Raw genomic sequence first — 15,806 nt, 5'->3', positions numbered from 1 at the left:
AATCGCGGCCATGACCGAACTTTCCGTGACCCAACTGGGCCAGACCGTCTCCGCGCCGGAGAGCCCCGAGGCCGCCGTGCTCGAGGCCGTGCCCAATCCGCAGAACGACGTGCTGTACCTGGCCCGCTTCGTGGCCCCCGAATTCACCTCGCTGTGCCCGGTGACCGGCCAGCCCGACTTCGCGCACCTGGTGATCGACTACGCGCCGGGCGACTGGCTGATCGAGAGCAAGTCGCTGAAGCTCTACCTGACCAGCTTCCGCAACCACGGCTCGTTCCACGAGGACTGCACCGTGAAGGTGGGCCGCAAGATCGTCGAGGTCGCCAAGCCCCGCTGGCTGCGCATCGGCGGCTACTGGTACCCGCGCGGCGGCATCCCGATCGACGTCTTCTGGCAGACCGGCCCGGCGCCGGAAGGCCTGTGGGTGCCCGAGCAGGGCGTGCCGGCCTATCGCGGCCGGGGGTAGTTTCACTCGTTCCCTCTCCCCTTGCGGGAGAGGGTGGCCTCCCGGAGGGAGGTCGGGTGAGGGGTTGCACGAACAGAAACGCCACGACAGCTGATCGGCTGTCGCGGCGTTTTGCGTTTGAGAGACCCCTCATCCGTCGGCTTTCGCCGACACCTTCTCCCGCAAGGGGAGAGGGACTCTACTCGCTCCACTCGCTCGTGATCGCCGCGACGTCCGGCCGCACGCGTTCCTGCGGCTGTTCGGCGCTCGTGCCGATGTAGAGGAAGCCGGCGACCTGCTCGCCCTCGGCGACGCCGAGGATCTTCAGCGCCCGCTCGTCGAAGCTGTACCAGTCGGTGATCCAGTTGGCGCCGTAGCCCATGGCCGAGGCGGCCAGCAGCAGCTGGGTGCAGACCGCGCCGGCGCTCATCACCTGCTCCCATTGCGGCACCTCGTGCGGGACGGGACGCGAGATCACCGCGATCGCCAGCGGCGGGGTGGTCAGCTTGCGCATGGCGGCCGTCGCCTTGGTCGGATTGGCCTGATCGGCGGCCAGGGGCGCGATCTTCGCGGCGAAGGCGGCCTTGGCCTCCCCGCGCAGCAGCACGAACCGCCAGGGCGAAAGCTTGCCGTGGTCGGGCACGCGGGCGGCCAGGCGCAGCAGGTCGAAGATTTCCGCCTCGCTGGGGCCGGGCGCGACCAGCGCCATCGCCGAGGCCGAGCGGCGGCGGGCCAGGAAGGCCAGCACCTCGGGCGCGGGCTCGATCGCGATGGGCTCGCCGAATTCGGGGGCGGGGGGAACGGAACCGGCCAAGACGATCTCCTGAAAGCGCGCTACAGAAACGTCACCTATGGCCCCGCCCTGGTTCAGACAAGTCGAGAGCCCATGTCCGACGATCCAATCTGGCTGAAGCCGCACGGAAAGCCCTGGGGCGTGACCAGCGCCAAGGTCGTCTACGGCAATCCCTGGATCGAGGTGACGGAGTACCAGACCGTCGCACCGACCGGCCGCCCGGCGCTGTACGGCAAGGTGTCGTTCAAGAACCAGGCGATCGGCATCGTGCCGCTGCACGCCGACGGCACGGTGACCCTGGTCGGCCAGGCCCGCTTTCCGCGCGGCAACTACAGCTGGGAGATCCCCGAGGGCGGCGCGCCGATGCACGAGAACCCGCTCGACGGGGCCAAGCGGGAGCTGGCCGAGGAGGTCGGGCTGGTCGCCGCCGACTGGCGGCTGGTGCTCAAACTGGAGCTTTCCAACTCGATCAGCGACGAGTTCGCCCACGGCTTCCTGGCGATGGACCTGTCGCCGACCAAGACCGCGCCCGACGACACCGAGGACCTGGCCGTGGCCCGCGTGCCGTTCCAGGAAGCGCTGAACGCGGCGGTCACTGGGCGGATGCCGGACTCGTTGACGGTGGCGTTACTGCTCCGGGTGCACCATATGGCGTCCGTGGGCGAGCTGCCGGCCGATCTGGCCGCGCGCGTCCTCCAGCCCTTTCCTTCGGAAAGAGCTGGCGATCTTTGAGTTCGGAGCATTTCCCTTGGAAATGCTCCGGGGCGCGTTAAGCACACGCCGTCCGTCCGGCTGGAGCGTTTTGAATAAATATGCTCTAGTCTCCGCTGGGAAGGGAGAGCCCCGTGGCCAAGCATCTTGAAGTCGTGACCGAGCGCGCCGCGCCGCCCGTGTGGGCCGCCCTGCGCAATCAGGCCGAACACGCCGCCAAGGCCGAGCCGGCCCTGGCGTCGCTGCTCAACGCCGTGATCCTCAGCCACGACAACCTGGCCGACGCCCTGACCTTCCAGTTGGCCCGCAAGCTCGGCGACCAGGAGATGCGGGCCATGACCGCCCGCGAATTCGCCGCCGAGGCCTTCGAGAGCGATCCGGCCCTCGTCGCCGCCGCCGAGGCCGACCTGCGCGCCGTGTTCGAGCGCGATCCGGCCACCAAGGGCTATGTCCAGCCCTTCCTGTTCTTCAAGGGCTTCCTGGCGCTGCAGACCCACCGCGTGTCGCACTGGCTGTGGAACAACAACCGCGAGACCCTGGCCTTCTACCTGCAGAGCCGCGCCAGCGAGGTCTTCCAGGTCGACATCCATCCGGCCTCGCGCGTCGGGGCGGGCGTGTTCATCGACCACGGCACCGGCATCGTCATCGGCGAGACGGCGGTGGTCGGCGACGACGTCTCGATGCTGCACGGCGTTACCCTGGGCGGCACCGGCGCCGAGCGCGGCGACCGCCATCCCAAGATCGGCAAGGGCGTGCTGCTGGGCGCGGGCGCCAAGGTGCTGGGCAACATCACCGTCGGCGAATACGCCAAGGTCGCCTCGGGCTCGGTGGTGCTCAAGCCCATTCCCCCGCACTGCACCGCCGCCGGCGTGCCGGCCCGCCTGGTCAACTGCCCCACCTGCGAAGAGCCGGCCCGGACCATGGACCACACCCTGGCCGACGTGGTGTACGACTACGTGATCTGAGGGCCCCAACCCTCCGTAAAATCCCCGCGAAAGCGGGGACCCAGGCTTTTTCCGAAAGGCTTGGCGCTCAACGATAAAACACCTGGACCCCCGCTTTCGCGGGGGTTTTGCGGTTAAGGGGCGAGCCTCAGCGGCAGGCTGTCAGCTGCGCCGTCTCCGGCCTCGGCGCCGGCTTGGCCGTCATGCCGTAGATCGCCAGCGCCCAAAGGGCCGCGACCGCCGCCCATTGCGCGGGCGTGACCCGCGACGATGTCCGCTGCCTGTCCATGCCTGCGCTTATCCGGCGGTTGCGTCCGCGCGGCTAACGACTTATCGGTCGAGCTCTGTGAGGTTTCGTCACATGGCTCGACGCCCGCTGCCGCCGCTGAACGCCCTGCGCGCCTTCGAGGCCTTTGGCCGGCGCGGGCGCATGACCCTGGCCGCCGACGAGCTGTGCGTCACCCACGGGGCCGTCAGCCGCCAGATCCGCCAGCTCGAGGATCACCTGGGCGTCGCCCTGACCGAGGGGCCGCGCAATCGCCTGGTGATGACCGAGGCCGGTCTGAAGCTGGCCGAGGGGCTGACCCGGGCCTTTGACATCCTCGACGAGGCCGTGCCGCGTCCGCCCGAGGACGAACCTCGGCCGACCGTGGTCTCGTGCCTGCCGACCTTCGCGATGAAATGGCTGATCCCGCGCCTGCCGGACTTTCTGGAGCGGTTTCCCGACACGCCGGTGCGGGTGGCCGAATCCAACGGGCCGTTCGACTTCCGCGCCGACGGCGTGGACCTGGCGATCCGGATGCGCGAGCCCGACGCGCCGTCGTCGGCGGACGCCGAGGCGACGCCGTTCCTGGAGACCTTCGTCGGGCCCGTCGTCGCGCCGGAGCTGGCCGCGCGCGTCCGGACGGCGGCCGATCTGGCCGCCCTGCCGCGCCTGCACACCCGCACCTATCTGCACAGCTGGGACCAGTGGGCGCGGGCCGCGGGTCTCGACCTGCCGGCGCCGGGCCTGGTGCGGGAGTTCGACCACTATTTCTACATGATCGAGGCCGCCGCCGCCGGCCTGGGCGCGGCGGTGGTGCCCTACGCCTTCGCCGAGCGGGACCTGGCGGCGGGACGCCTGGTGGCGCCGCTGGGCATGGCGGCCGAACCGACGCTGCTGTGCGCCCTGACGCCCAGGACCGGCGCCTCGCGCGGGGCCCGGCGCTTTCGCGACTGGCTGGTGGCGCAGGGGCGGGCGACGGCGCCGCCGCCGTTTTCTCAACAGGCCTGAGCTCGCCCCTGCGCAAAAGGCCTTACACTTTGCGCCCGGGACCTCTAGTTTCCCGCCATTCCGCCCCACGGGGGCGAAAGCCCAATAACAAGATCAGGAGCCCCCCGTGGACGCCGCCGCCATCGCCAAGCTCGAAGCCCACCTGAAGCGCACCTTCGGCAACCCGCACATCGCCGTGAAGGCCCGTCCGAAGCAAAAGGACTCGGCCGAGGTCGAAGTGAAGGGCGAATTCATCGGCGTCGTCTTCCAGGACGAAGACGAGGACGGCTCGTACATGTTCGAGATGGCCATCCTGGCCGAAGACCTCGAATAGGCCTGCTGCGCTCCGTCGCTTTGAAAAAATGACCATCCTGGCTATCTTGTCGGGGTGGTCATTTTTTTATGGCGCGAGGGCGAGATGGCTGACGGGACCTGGAGCCTGGCCGAAGCCGAAGCCAAGTTCGGCGAAGTGGTCGAACGGGCGCGCACTCATGGGCCTCAGCACCTGACCCGGGATGGTCGGGACGCCGCCGTCGTGCTTTCGGCCGAGGAATACGAGCGATTGCGGGAGGCCGCCCCCCGGAAGTCGCCATCCTGGATGGATGCCAAGCACCGCGTCCTCAGCGACGAAGAGCATGCCGAACTTTTCGCCCGTGACCAGGATCCCGGGCGGATTATCGAGTTCTGATGTTCCTGCTCGACACCAACGTACTTTCCGATGCGACAAAGCTGAGACCGCACCCAGGCGTTTCGCAGTGGCTGGCGGACAAGCCTGCGTCGATGCTGTTCATCAGCGTCATGACTGTGGCTGAGGCCGGTTATGGCGTTGAGCGGCTCGCGCCTGGTCAGAAGGCGGGCAAGCTGCGGGACTGGCTGGACGAGGTGATCGCCGAGTTCGGCGAGCGCATTCTGCCTGTCGATGTCGAGGTCGCTAAAGCCCAGGCCCGCATCCGTCGCACCGCAGAGAGCGCCAAGCGGACCATGCCACAGATCGACGCCTTTCTTGCCGCCACCGCCGAGGTCCATGGCCTGACCCTGGTCACCCGCAACGTCCGGGACTTCGAGGCCTGGGGCGGCCCGGTGCTCGATCCCTGGAGCGTCTAGGCCGTCATCGCCTTCACCTCGCGGCGGATCAGCAGCGAGGCGCCCGCCGCGATCAGGCCGGCGACGCCGGCGATGACGAAGGCCTGGACGTACTGGCCCTGGGCCGCGCGGATCAGGCCCGCGCCGACGGCCGCGGTGGCCGCGCCCAGCTGGTGGCCGGCGGCGATCCAGCCGAACACGATCGGGCCGTCGCGGTCGCCGAAGGCCTGGGTGGCCAGACGCGCGGTCGGCGGCACGGTGGCGATCCAGTCCAGGCCGTAGAACACCGCGAACACCGACAGGCTGACGATCGAGAAGTCCGAATAGGGCAGGTAGATCAGCGAGAGGCCGCGCAGGGCGTAGTAGACGAAGAGCAGCTTGCGCGGGTCGTAGCGGTCGGTCAGCCAGCCCGACGCGGTGGTGCCGAAGAGGTCGAACAGGCCCATCAACGCCAAGAGGCCGGCGGCGCGGACCTCGGGCATGCCCCGGTCGCCGCAGAAGGCGATCATGTGCACGCCGATCAGGCCGTTGGTGGTCAGCCCGCAGATGAAGAAGCCGAGAAACAGCAGCCAGAAGGTGCGGGTCTTGCCGGCGCGGGCCAGGGCCCCGAAGGCGCCGGCCAGGGCGTTGGACGCCGAGCCGCGCGGCGGCTCCACCCAGTCCTCGCCCGCGCCGAACGGCTTGTGGCCGATGTCGGCCGGGCGCTCGGGGATCAGCAGCCAGGCGATCGGGGCCATGATCGCGGCGACGCCGGCCACGGTCAGCACCACGGGCCGCCAGCCGCCGTGCTCGGCGATGAAGGCCATGGCCGGGAGGAAGATCAGCGATCCGGTGGCCGTGGCGGCGGTCAGCAGGCCCAGCATCAGGCCGCGCCGTTCGACGAACCAGCGATTGACGATGGTCGCGCCCAGCACCATCGCGACGGCGCCGCTGCCGAAGCCCGCCAGCACGCCCCAGGTGGCGACGTAGTGCCAGCTCTGCGTCATGAAGGCCGAGAGCCCGGTGGAGACGGCCATCAGCACCAGCGACAGGGCCACCGTGCGGCGCACGCCGAACGACTGCATCAGCGCCGCCGCGAACGGTCCGGTCAGGCCGTAGAGGAAGATGCCGATGGCGGCGGCCAGCGAGATCGAGCCGCGATCCCAGCCGAAGCTCTTTTCCAGCGGCAGGATCAGCACGCCCGGCGCGGCGCGCAGGCCGGCGGCGGCCAGCAGGGCCAGGAAGGTCACGCCGGCCACCACGAAGGCGTAGTTGCGGCCGAAGGGGCGGCGGATCGAGGCCATGCGCGTCTCGCGAGGTTGAATGTAACCGATCGGTACGGGTCTTGATGGCGTTGTACGTACCGGTTAGTAACATCGTCAAGAGGCCTTCTTTACGATGACGAAAACCGACGCCGACCAGCCCCTCCACCTCCAGCCCTACGCGCCGGCGGCGCGCGCGGCCGAGAAGATCTTCGAGACGGCCCGCGACCTGTTCTATCGCGAGGGCATCCGCGCCGTGGGCGTGGACGAGATCGTCAGCAAGGCGGGCGTGACCAAGCCCAGCCTCTATCGCAGCTTCAAGTCCAAGGACGACCTGGTCGCGGCCGTGCTGCGCGAGGTGGAAGAGGGGTTCTGGGACCGGTTCAAGTCGGCCGAGGACGCCTTCCCAGGCGATCCCAAGGCCCAGATGGTCGCCTATTTCGAGGGTCTGGCGGCGCGGTCGGTCGGCGACGACTATCGCGGCTGCGCGCTCAGCAACGCGGCGGTGGAGTATCCCGACCGCCGGCATATGGGCCGCATGGTCTCCCAGGCCCACAAGGAAGACCTGCGCCGACGCCTTCGGGCCAAGGCCGGCGAGATGGGCGCGCGCGATCCCGCCGCCCTGGGCGACGCCTTCCTGCTGCTGATCGAGGGGGTCTTCACCTCCAGCCAGATGTTCGACGGCGACGACAAGCCGGCCATGGCCAGCGTCGGCGCCGTCAAGGCCCTGATCGCGGTCTATTGCCCGTGAACCATCCCCTCGACCGTCCCGTCTGGTCCAGCCTGACCGGCCGGCAGGCGCATCTGGCGATCGCCAGCGGCGGAGCGCTGCGGATGGATCCGCGCTTCGGCCTGTTCGCCGCCGTCGCCGAGGAGACGCCCGACAGCCTGGCCGCCCTGGGCGCACTCGTTGGCGAGCACGGAAACAGCGGCCTGGTCGAGCTTTCCCCGCCGCCGCCGGTTCCCGGGACGGCGGTGGTCTCCAGCGCCCTCTGCTGGCAGATGGCGGCGTCGGCGATCACGCCGCTCAAGCCCGTCGACTTCGAGATCGTCGCCCTGACCGACGCCGACGCCGCCGAGATGCTGGCCCTGGCGACCCTGACCAAGCCCGGGCCGTTCTTCTCGCGCACCCACGAGCTGGGCGAGTTCGTCGGGGTGAAGGTCGGCGGCGAGCTGGCGGCCATGGCCGGCGAGCGGATGCGGCCCGACGGCTTCACCGAGGTCAGCGGCGTCTGCACCCGTCCCGACTTCCGGGGGCAGGGCTACGCCGCCGGGCTGCTGGCGCATGTGGCCGGCAAGATCCTGGCGCGGGGCGAGGCGCCGTTCCTGCACAGCTACGCCGACAACGCCGGGGCCAACGCGCTCTACCGGGCGCTGGGTTTCGAGCGGCGGGCGGACCTGTGGTTCACGGTGCTGGCCCCGAAATGAAAAAAGACCCCGGAAGCGGCGGCTTCCGGGGTCTTCGGTCTTCAGCCGGTGGAGGCCGATCAGGCCTCTTCGGTCTTCCGGGCCTGGATGCGGCACCAGGCGTAGAGGCCGGCCACCAGGATCGCCGCGACGACCAGGGCGATGATCATGCCCAGGTGCTCGGGCGGCGGCGAGGCGATGGCCAGGGGCGCGCCCTTGTTGCTGGCGACGATCAGCAGGGCCAGGGCCACGTTGAACAGGCTCTCGCCGACGATGAAGCCCGAGGCGATCAGCACGCCCAGGCGCTTGGCGACCTCGGCCTTGCGGTCCTTGGAGACCACGCGCTCGAAGATCCAGCCGGCGACGGCGCCGACCACCACGGGGGCGGTCACGGCGCTGGGCAGGTAGATGGCCAGGCCCACGCCCAGCGGCGGCAGGCTGAGGCGGTCCTTGCTGGTCCGGCGCAGGATGATGTCGACGACCACCAGGGCCAGGCCGATCAGGGCGCCGACGCCCAAGAGGTCCCACTGCAGGTTATGGCCGATGACGCCCTTGGCCAGGGTCGAGATCAGCGTCGCCTGCGGCGCGGCCAGGGGCTCTGCGCCGGGCACGACGTTGAGGTTCGGCGCGCCGACGAAGCCGTTGGACTTGGCCAGCAGGTCCAGCACGAACGGGATGACCACGGCGCCCGACAGCACGCCGATCACCAGGGCCGTCTGCTGCTTCCACGGGGTGGCGTCGACCAGTTGGCCGGTCTTCAGGTCCTGCAGGTTGTCGTTGGCGACCACGGCCACGGCCAGGACGGTGGCGGTGACATAGAGGGCGAAGGCGACCAGGGCCTTGGCGGCGTCGGGGCCGATCAGGCCGCGGCCGATGGCGCCGACCAGCAGCGAGGCGCCCAGCACGGTCAGGATGGCGATGCCCGAGACCGGGCTGTTGGACGAGCCGATCAGGCCGGCCATGTAGCCGCAGACGGCGGCGGCCAGCAGGCCGGCGAACACCAGGTAGGCGACGCCGATGATGGTCAGCGGCAGGGCCAGGGCGCCGGCGGGGCCGCCGAGGGCGAAGGCCGCCAGCAGCCAGCCGGCCGGAGCCAGCAGGGCCACCGACACGAGGCCTACGACGAAGAGCGGGATGTCCTGCTCGACGCGGGGAATGTCGCCGGAGCCCGCGCGGCGGGCCTTGCCGGCCTCGAAGGCCGAGACCAGGCCGCGCCAGATCGGAACCACCAGCTTGCCCAGGGTCCAGATGGCGGCCGCGCCGATGACGCCGGCGCCCAGGAAGCGGACCTTGGTGGACCAGATCTTCAGGGCGTGGTCGGCGACGCTCATGCCGGCCTCGGCCGGGAACACGCCGGTCAGGATCGGCACCAGCACGGCCCAGGCGATGAACAGGCCGGTGAACATGGCGACGCCGACCGTGATGCCCATCAGGTGGCCCGCGCCCATCAGCGCCAGCGAGCTGGACGCGCCGATGCCGGTCGCGCCCTTGCCGACCTTGAAGTAGGTGGCCACTTCGGCGGCGAAGATCTTGGCCGCGCCCAGCGCCGCGAAGGCCGCCGACGCCAGGGTGCCGGCGATCACCGCCCACAGGCCCGCCTTGCCCTCGGCCGCGCCTTCGCGCGAGCCGGCGCCGACCTTCAGCACCTCGGCCGCGGCGACGCCTTCCGGATAGGGCAGGGGCGAGTTGGTCACCAGGGCCCGGCGCAGGGGGATCGTGTACATCACGCCCAGGATGCCGCCGACGGCGCAGATGCCGAAGGTGGCCAGGAACGGGATGTTCGACCACCAGCCGATCATCAGCAGGCCCGGCAGCACGAAGATCACCGACGACAGCGTGCCGGCGGCCGAGGCGATCGTCTGGACGATGTTGTTTTCCTGGATGGTCGAGGTCTTGAAGAACCGCAGCAGGGCCATCGAGATCACCGCGGCGGGGATCGAGGTGGCGAAGGTCAGGCCGACCTTCAGGCCGAGATAGACCTGGGCGGCCGTGAAGACGACGGTGATCAGGATCCCCAGAAGCACGCCGCGGAGCGTGAACTCCGAGCGTGGGGCGGCGGCGGCATCGGACATATGGGGTCCCAAAACAGTTAAGGCGGCCGGACCTTGCAGTCCGACCGCCCCATACTCAAGCCCTGAAGGGCATAGGCTGTTACAAAATCACAGAATTAGGGTCACAGAACGCCGAGCATCTCGGCCACCAGGGGATGGCGGACGATGTCCTTGTCGGCCAGGCGGACGACGGCGATGTTCGACAGTTCCTCGAACTTGGCGGCCACGTCGGCCAGACCCGAAATGCCCGGCAGCAGGTCGGACTGGTTCGGATCGCCGGTGACCACCATGGTCGAGTGCCAGCCCAGGCGCGTCAGCAGCATCTTCAGCTGCATGTAGGTGCAGTTCTGGGCCTCGTCGATGACCACGAAGGCGTTGTTGAGGGTGCGGCCGCGCATGAAGCCGACCGGGGCGATCTCGATGGCGCCCTCGGCCATCAGGGCCCGCATGCGCTTGACCGAAAGGCGGTCGGTCAGGGCGTCGTAGAGCGGGCGCAGATAGGGAGCCAGCTTGTCTTCCATGTCGCCCGGCAGGTAGCCGATCGACTCCCCGGCCTCGACGGCGGGGCGCGACAGGACGATGCGGTTGACCCGTCCGGCCTCCAGCGCCTCCACGGCCTTGGCGATGGCCAGATAGGTCTTGCCGGTGCCGGCGGGACCCAGAGCCATGACCAGGTTCTTGTTGTCCATGGCCTCCATCAGCTGGGCCTGGCCCGGCGATTTTGGTTTTATGGTCTTGATGTAGCTCTGATCCCGGGGCGCGTTGTCCGTCTCGCCCAGCGGCGACCAGCCGCCGCGATGCTCCACCGGCAGGCGACGCACCTTGGCGTCGTCATAGCGGTCGTCCGCGCCCTCGCGCACCATCCGCTTCAGGGCTCGCTTGGTCATCAAAGCCTCCATTCAGGCATGAAAAAAGGACGAGGCCGCGAGGCGTCGTCCTTGGGTCGATGAGAGGAGCAGAAGACGGAGCCGCAGGCGCGGCCGGGCGGCTCGGTGGAGCCCCAGGAAGGCGGTGCTGTACGCCGGAACGCCGAACGCAAGACCCTGTTCTCCGTCGTCAGGAGGCCGCGGTCGGTATGGTCCGCGGCGGATACGGAAGGAAGTCTCCCGATGAAGGGATGTTCCATGCCGAATCACCGGATTTACAATGGGGTGATTATGGTTTCTGAGCGATTAAGATTCTGCGTGCCAAAAGAACACGGGGTGTACGGATGACTGTCTATTCGTTGGGCGATGCGGCGCCGCGGCTTCCTCCGGAAGGCGAATACTGGATCGCCCCGAGCGCCAGCGTGATGGGCAATGTGGTTCTCAAGCAGAACGCCAGCGTCTGGTGGGGCGCGGTGCTGCGCGGCGACAACGACCCGATCACCATCGGCGAGAACAGCAACATCCAGGACGGCTCGGTGCTGCACACCGACGCCGGCATCCCGCTGACCATCGGCGCCAACGTCACCGTCGGCCACATGGTGATGCTGCACGGCTGCACCATCGGCGACGGCTCGCTGATCGGCATCGGCTCGATCATCCTCAACGGTGCGAAGATCGGGAAGAACTGCCTGATCGGGGCCGGCGCCCTGATCACCGAGGGCAAGGAGATCCCCGACAACTCCATGGTGGTCGGCGCGCCGGGCAAGATCATCCGCGAGGTCAGCGAGCACCAGGCGATGATCCTGCAGGCCTCGGCCCTGCACTATGTCGAGAACTGGAAGCGCTACCGCGCCGGCCTGAAGGCCCTCTGAACCCTTGGGGCCAGAAAAATGCAGGAGCGCCGCCCTCTGGGGGGAAGACGGCGGCGCTCCTGACGGACCCGCGCGGGGGGCTCGGTGCGCGGGGCTTCTCACGGCGGCAGCGGGATCGAAGCCGCCGTTGGAAGTTCGGATGACCGGAAGGCGCTCTCCACGAAGCCGCCGATCGATCTGATGCCGTCATGATGGCGGCCAGGTTTGCAGATCGGATTAAGGTTGAGTCTTCGCAAAATCCGTAACGACGTTATGGCGGGCGCGGATGTGGGTCCTGGAGGCGTCCGGCCAAGCCCCTTAACTTCCGAAACGGCGGCGTGCCGAAGCAACGAGGGCGGGGGCGGCTCATCCCATCGCCGCCGCCGACCGTCGAAGCCGCGGCGTCGGCGCGCGGGGTCCTCGTATTTTCCGCATTGAAGGAGCGCGGGGCCGGTTCATTCCCCGAACTCCTGCGGGCCGCGGGGTCTCGATCGACGAAAGGTGCGGCGATTTGACCGACATCGCGCGCGGACGGCTGTCTGCGGCCTACGGCGAGACCGGCGTTCAGAGGCCGTTCTTGACGACGCCGATCCAGGTCTTCCGGGGATCGGCGATGCGGCCCTGCCGCAGACGCCAGGTGGAGCGCGTCACGGATCCGCCCGGATCCTTGTCCGACACGTTGCCGCCAATGCTGGTGCAGACGTCGCCCTCGACCGAGACCACGATGTCGACGTGGCTCTTGAAGAAGGTTTCGGCCTTCAGCAGCGCGATCGCGGAGTCGAGATCGTGTACGGGATAGGCCTTGTCCCGGCCGTTCCACAGCAGGTCGCCAGGCTCCAGGGTCGCCGCCTGGGGCGAGGTGAGGACCAGTTCCTGGGGCATGTGCCTGTGACGGCGTATCCGGTCGATATAGACCGAGTGCTTGGCGTCGAAGGCGCCATCGACGCCCGCCTTGCCGAAGCACCATGAAATGAAGGCGCCGGACCAGGGCTGGTCCGTCGCGCCGTCCCAGGTCGGCTGGCCGACCGCTGCCCAATATTGGCTGATGTGACTGCGATAGGGCTCCCGTGCTTCCTCGCCGACGACGTTCCAGTGGTTGTCGATGGTTCTCACCGATCCGCCGAAGATTTCCCATTCGCCGAGCGCGGCCTCGACCAGGTTATCAGCCAGTGCTCCCATGATCGTGCTCCCTGTTCCGTCAGGCCGCATCGACGCCTTCGGCGTCGATGAAGTCCTGAACCTGCTTGAAGAAGGCGTTGCTGTCGGTCCGCAGTTCGGCGGCGTGGCTGTTGATCGGACCCCAATGCTTGCGATTGTTGCGCAGGCCGACGGCGGCGAATTCGACCGCGAAGGCAGGGCAGGCCTTGGTCAGCTTCTGGAACTCCAGGCCGACGCCCTGGCCCCAGTTTTTCCACGAGGCCGGCGAGCAGGTGACGCCGCTGCTGAAGTGCTCTGCGAAATCGGTCTTGCCGGCATAGGCCGTGAACAGGCCGTCGAGCAGGGGGCTGGCCTCGTGCAGGTTGTAGCTGCACTGGAACAGGCCGGCTTCGGCGGTCTCGCCCTGGACGTTGTCGGCCGACATGTCGCGACCTTCACAATACTGTCCCGAGCTTTCCCGCATGCCGAGGCCCAGCAGCAGTACGAAGACGTGTCGCAGCGTGTCCGCCCCGGCCGTGGCGTTGCTCATGCCGAGCTGGGCGAACTGGGTCGCGTAGTGCGAAAGCGCGTCCTTCTGCGGCCGGCCCGTGTCGGCCTTGGCGATCTCCACCGCCACTGGATCGTGCGCCTTGAGCTTGCAGTAGGCTCGCACGAAGGAAAACGCCATGCCGCGATAATAGCCGACCTTCGCCACGCCGCGCTGCGGCCAGTCACGGCTCCTGATCTTGGCGCCCTGAACGATCTGGAGAAGTTTGGCTTTCTGCGTTTCGTCCATGGGCCTGCTCCGAGTGGTCGCCAGACGCGCGTCCGGCCCGGAGGCGGACGTCTCGCCACGAGACGCAATCAGGAGGGCGCGATCAGGCGAATGTTCATCGAGCCCCCCGGCAAGCAAACTAGCTTCGCTTTGCGAATATACACCTTCAGTTGTTTTTGAGTCCATGGCTCGCTTGCGCCGAGTTCGGCGGGAGGGCGTCGCGCGCGGATGGGCAAGCCTGGGCCGTGGTCGAGGACAGCTTCAAGCTGCAACGGTGCGCGCATGCCCTCTTGCCGCCGTCGCCGGGCCGGGTCACTCTCTGTCTTAACAACGATAACATTGTGGGAGGGACGCCATGTCGGGCACGCGCTACGACTACGTCATCATCGGCGCCGGCTCGGCGGGCTGCGTGCTGGCCGCGCGGCTGAGCGAGGATCCGGCGGTGAAGGTGCTGCTGCTGGAAGCCGGCGGCAGGAACGGTTCGGTGCTGGTGCGCATGCCCGCCGGCGTGGGCGAGCTGATCAAGGCCAAGGGCGAGAGCAACTGGGGCTTCTGGACCGATCCGGAGCCGCACCTGGACGGTCGCCGCCTGTGGTGGCCGCGCGGCCGGGGCCTGGGCGGCAGCTCGGCGATCAACGGCATGATCTATATCCGCGGCCACGCCCGAGACTACGACCAGTGGCGGCAGATGGGCCTGTCGGGCTGGTCCTATGCCGAGGTGCTGCCCTACTTCAAGCGCTCGGAAACCTTCCACGGCGGGGGTTGCGACTATCACGGCGGCGACGGGCCGCTGCACGTCTCGGCCGGCGAGTCCGACAGCCCGTTCTACAAGGCGGTGATCGAGGCCGGCCGCCAGGCGGGCCATCCGGTGACCAAGGATTTCAACGGCTTCCAGCAGGAGGGCTTCGGCCCCTACGACCTGACCATCCGCGACGGCAAGCGCTGGAGCGCGGCGGCCGCCTACCTCGCGGGCGCCCTGGCGCGGCCGAACCTGACCTGCATCACCGAGGCCCGCACGACGCGGATCCTGGTCGAGAAAGGCCGGGCGATCGGTGTCGAATATGTCGCAGGCAAGGGCGGCCAGACGGCGGTCGCGCACGCCGACGCCGAGGTGCTGCTGAGCGCCGGCGCGGTGCAGTCTCCGCAAATTCTGCAACTTTCGGGGATCGGCGACCCGGAAACGCTCAAGGCGCACGGGATCGCGACGGTCCACGAGTCGCGCGGGGTCGGCCAGAACCTGCAGGATCACCTGGACGTCTGCCTGTCGTGGACGACCAAGGGGCTGAAGACCGCCTATTCGGCCAACAAGGGGCTGAACAAGCTGGGCGTCGGCTTGTCGTACCTGCTGATGGGCAAGGGCATCGGGCGGCAGAACTTCCTGGAGTCGGGCGCCTTCCTGCGCTCGCGGCCCGATCTCGACCGGCCCGACCTGCAGATCCACGCCGTGCTGGCGATCATGCAGGACCACGGCAAGGTGGTGGTCGAGAAGGACGGCTTCACCCTGCACATCTGTCAGCTGCGGCCCGAGAGCCGGGGCTCGGTGGGGCTGCGGTCGGCCGACCCGTTCGACGATCCGACGATCCTGGCCAACTACCTGGCCGCCGAGGAGGACCGCCGGGCCATGCGCGAGGGCGTGCGGATCGGCCGCGACGTCGCCGCCCAGGCGGCGCTGGATCCCTATCGCGACAGCGAGTACGCGCCGGGCGCCGGCGTAAAGAGCGACGCCGAGATCGACGCCTGGATCCGCGCCAAGTCGGAAACGATCTATCACCCGGTCGGCACCTGCCGGATGGGCGCGGCCGGCGATCCGCTGGCGGTGGTCGACGACCAACTGCGGGTGCAGGGCCTTTCGGGCCTGCGGGTGATCGACGCCTCGGTGATGCCGACCCTGATCGGCGGCAACACCAATGCGCCGACGATCATGATCGCCGAGCGGGCTGCGGATCTGCTGCGGGGCAAGGCGACGCTGGCGCCGCAGGACGCGCCGGTGTTCGACGGGGCGGCCGCGGCGGCGGCTTGACCTCTTCACCCGTAAAATCCCCGCGAAAGCGGGGAGCCAGGCTTTTTCTGAAACGCGCGGCGCTTGACGATAAAACACCTGGGCCCCCGTTTTCGCGGGGGTTTTACGGGTTGGGAGGAGAGGCGAAGTGCGGTTTCGGATAGATCCGACGCCCGCGCCCAATAGGCCTTATTTCAAAGTTTGATTGGGCGAGGGCGGGTGAAGCCGCCCACAGTCACGGCCGTATCCCA

17 protein-coding genes are annotated in these 15,806 nt (G+C 68.6%); 11 read left to right on the top strand and 6 right to left on the bottom strand.

All coding sequences use genetic code 11. From position 1 onward, the window contains the following. The first annotated feature begins 10 nt into the window (after positions 1-10). A complete protein-coding gene (gene queF, locus AC07N1_RS20945) occupies positions 11-466 on the top strand; it encodes a preQ(1) synthase (protein WP_110121693.1) in 456 nt (151 codons plus the stop codon). Positions 467-644: 178 nt separating this feature from the next. Here the strand turns inward: queF and AC07N1_RS20940 are convergent, their stop codons facing one another. Continuing rightward, the gene (locus tag AC07N1_RS20940; protein WP_494673550.1) at positions 645-1,259 is read right to left on the bottom strand and encodes a nitroreductase family protein; all 615 of its coding nucleotides are present in this window, start codon (positions 1,257-1,259) and stop codon (positions 645-647) included. 72 nt (positions 1,260-1,331) lie between these two features. Here AC07N1_RS20940 and AC07N1_RS20935 point away from each other — a divergent pair, with 72 nt between their 5' ends. The 6 genes from AC07N1_RS20935 (at position 1,332) to AC07N1_RS20910 (ending at position 5,249) form a co-directional block, all read left to right on the top strand. Continuing rightward, the gene (locus AC07N1_RS20935; protein ID WP_494673549.1) at positions 1,332-1,970 is read left to right on the top strand and encodes an NUDIX domain-containing protein; all 639 of its coding nucleotides are present in this window, start codon (positions 1,332-1,334) and stop codon (positions 1,968-1,970) included. 113 nt (positions 1,971-2,083) lie between these two features. After that, on the top strand, positions 2,084-2,914 hold the full coding sequence (gene cysE / locus AC07N1_RS20930; protein ID WP_494602801.1) for a serine O-acetyltransferase: 831 nt from the start codon (positions 2,084-2,086) through the stop codon (positions 2,912-2,914). Between the two features lie 340 nt (positions 2,915-3,254). Further along, positions 3,255-4,166: a LysR substrate-binding domain-containing protein gene (locus AC07N1_RS20925; protein WP_494673548.1), complete on the top strand. Its 912-nt coding sequence runs from the start codon at positions 3,255-3,257 to the stop codon at positions 4,164-4,166. 106 nt (positions 4,167-4,272) lie between these two features. After that, positions 4,273-4,479, top strand: coding sequence for a DUF3126 family protein (locus AC07N1_RS20920; protein WP_494602805.1), 207 nt, complete (start codon positions 4,273-4,275; stop codon positions 4,477-4,479). 84 nt (positions 4,480-4,563) lie between these two features. Continuing rightward, entirely contained in the window at positions 4,564-4,833 is a 270-nt protein-coding gene (locus tag AC07N1_RS20915) for a type II toxin-antitoxin system Phd/YefM family antitoxin (protein ID WP_494673547.1), read from the top strand. Next, positions 4,833-5,249, top strand: a complete 417-nt coding sequence (locus tag AC07N1_RS20910; protein WP_494673546.1) for a type II toxin-antitoxin system VapC family toxin — start codon at positions 4,833-4,835, stop codon at positions 5,247-5,249. Before AC07N1_RS20915 ends, AC07N1_RS20910 begins: the two co-directional genes overlap by 1 nt. Here AC07N1_RS20910 and AC07N1_RS20905 read toward each other — a convergent pair. Beyond that, entirely contained in the window at positions 5,246-6,511 is a 1,266-nt protein-coding gene (locus AC07N1_RS20905; protein ID WP_494673545.1) for an MFS transporter, read from the bottom strand. The two genes, AC07N1_RS20910 and AC07N1_RS20905, sit on opposite strands and share 4 nt — an antisense overlap. A gap of 94 nt (positions 6,512-6,605) precedes the next feature. Between AC07N1_RS20905 and AC07N1_RS20900 the strand changes: the two genes are divergently transcribed. Further along, positions 6,606-7,220, top strand: coding sequence for a TetR/AcrR family transcriptional regulator (locus AC07N1_RS20900; protein WP_494673544.1), 615 nt, complete (start codon positions 6,606-6,608; stop codon positions 7,218-7,220). Beyond that, on the top strand, positions 7,217-7,897 hold the full coding sequence (locus tag AC07N1_RS20895) for a GNAT family N-acetyltransferase (RefSeq protein ID WP_494673543.1): 681 nt from the start codon (positions 7,217-7,219) through the stop codon (positions 7,895-7,897). The genes AC07N1_RS20900 and AC07N1_RS20895 overlap by 4 nt, the downstream gene beginning before the upstream one ends. A gap of 59 nt (positions 7,898-7,956) precedes the next feature. Here AC07N1_RS20895 and AC07N1_RS20890 read toward each other — a convergent pair whose 3' ends face one another. Both AC07N1_RS20890 and AC07N1_RS20885 read right to left on the bottom strand, forming a co-directional pair. Further along, on the bottom strand, positions 7,957-9,948 hold the full coding sequence (locus AC07N1_RS20890; RefSeq protein ID WP_494673542.1) for an OPT family oligopeptide transporter: 1,992 nt from the start codon (positions 9,946-9,948) through the stop codon (positions 7,957-7,959). 101 nt (positions 9,949-10,049) lie between these two features. After that, positions 10,050-10,826: a PhoH family protein gene (locus AC07N1_RS20885; protein ID WP_494673541.1), complete on the bottom strand. Its 777-nt coding sequence runs from the start codon at positions 10,824-10,826 to the stop codon at positions 10,050-10,052. Positions 10,827-11,137: 311 nt separating this feature from the next. Here AC07N1_RS20885 and AC07N1_RS20880 point away from each other — a divergent pair, with 311 nt between their 5' ends. After that, the gene (locus AC07N1_RS20880) at positions 11,138-11,665 is read left to right on the top strand and encodes a gamma carbonic anhydrase family protein (protein ID WP_494673540.1); all 528 of its coding nucleotides are present in this window, start codon (positions 11,138-11,140) and stop codon (positions 11,663-11,665) included. 543 nt (positions 11,666-12,208) lie between these two features. Here the strand turns inward: AC07N1_RS20880 and AC07N1_RS20875 are convergent. Continuing rightward, a complete protein-coding gene (locus AC07N1_RS20875; protein ID WP_494673539.1) occupies positions 12,209-12,823 on the bottom strand; it encodes a DUF2272 domain-containing protein in 615 nt (204 codons plus the stop codon). 19 nt (positions 12,824-12,842) lie between these two features. After that, the gene (locus AC07N1_RS20870; RefSeq protein ID WP_494673538.1) at positions 12,843-13,577 is read right to left on the bottom strand and encodes a hypothetical protein; all 735 of its coding nucleotides are present in this window, start codon (positions 13,575-13,577) and stop codon (positions 12,843-12,845) included. A gap of 334 nt (positions 13,578-13,911) precedes the next feature. Here AC07N1_RS20870 and AC07N1_RS20865 point away from each other — a divergent pair, with 334 nt between their 5' ends. Next, on the top strand, positions 13,912-15,576 hold the full coding sequence (locus tag AC07N1_RS20865) for a choline dehydrogenase (RefSeq protein ID WP_494673537.1): 1,665 nt from the start codon (positions 13,912-13,914) through the stop codon (positions 15,574-15,576). The last annotated feature ends 230 nt before the right edge of the window (positions 15,577-15,806 follow it).

Source organism: Caulobacter sp. GW821-FHT09B11 (assembly GCF_059418205.1).
Note: the sequence above shows the minus strand (reverse complement) of the source record. Positions and strands in the feature narration are given on the sequence as shown.

Bases quoted from the DNA above. Each gene is read 5' to 3' on its own strand.
- AC07N1_RS20915 (WP_494673547.1), top strand. From the start codon at position 4,564: ATGGCTGACGGGACCTGGAGCCTGGCCGAAGCCGAAGCCAAGTTCGGC.
- AC07N1_RS20865 (WP_494673537.1), top strand. From the start codon at position 13,912: ATGTCGGGCACGCGCTACGACTACGTCATCATCGGCGCCGGCTCGGCG.
- AC07N1_RS20935 (WP_494673549.1), top strand. From the start codon at position 1,332: ATGTCCGACGATCCAATCTGGCTGAAGCCGCACGGAAAGCCCTGGGGC.
- AC07N1_RS20890 (WP_494673542.1), bottom strand. From the start codon at position 9,948: ATGTCCGATGCCGCCGCCGCCCCACGCTCGGAGTTCACGCTCCGCGGC.
- AC07N1_RS20905 (WP_494673545.1), bottom strand. From the start codon at position 6,511: ATGGCCTCGATCCGCCGCCCCTTCGGCCGCAACTACGCCTTCGTGGTG.
- AC07N1_RS20900 (WP_494673544.1), top strand. From the start codon at position 6,606: ATGACGAAAACCGACGCCGACCAGCCCCTCCACCTCCAGCCCTACGCG.
- AC07N1_RS20875 (WP_494673539.1), bottom strand. From the start codon at position 12,823: ATGGGAGCACTGGCTGATAACCTGGTCGAGGCCGCGCTCGGCGAATGG.
- AC07N1_RS20880 (WP_494673540.1), top strand. From the start codon at position 11,138: ATGACTGTCTATTCGTTGGGCGATGCGGCGCCGCGGCTTCCTCCGGAA.
- AC07N1_RS20910 (WP_494673546.1), top strand. From the start codon at position 4,833: ATGTTCCTGCTCGACACCAACGTACTTTCCGATGCGACAAAGCTGAGA.
- AC07N1_RS20925 (WP_494673548.1), top strand. From the start codon at position 3,255: ATGGCTCGACGCCCGCTGCCGCCGCTGAACGCCCTGCGCGCCTTCGAG.
- queF (WP_110121693.1), top strand. From the start codon at position 11: ATGACCGAACTTTCCGTGACCCAACTGGGCCAGACCGTCTCCGCGCCG.
- AC07N1_RS20870 (WP_494673538.1), bottom strand. From the start codon at position 13,577: ATGGACGAAACGCAGAAAGCCAAACTTCTCCAGATCGTTCAGGGCGCC.
- AC07N1_RS20885 (WP_494673541.1), bottom strand. From the start codon at position 10,826: ATGGAGGCTTTGATGACCAAGCGAGCCCTGAAGCGGATGGTGCGCGAG.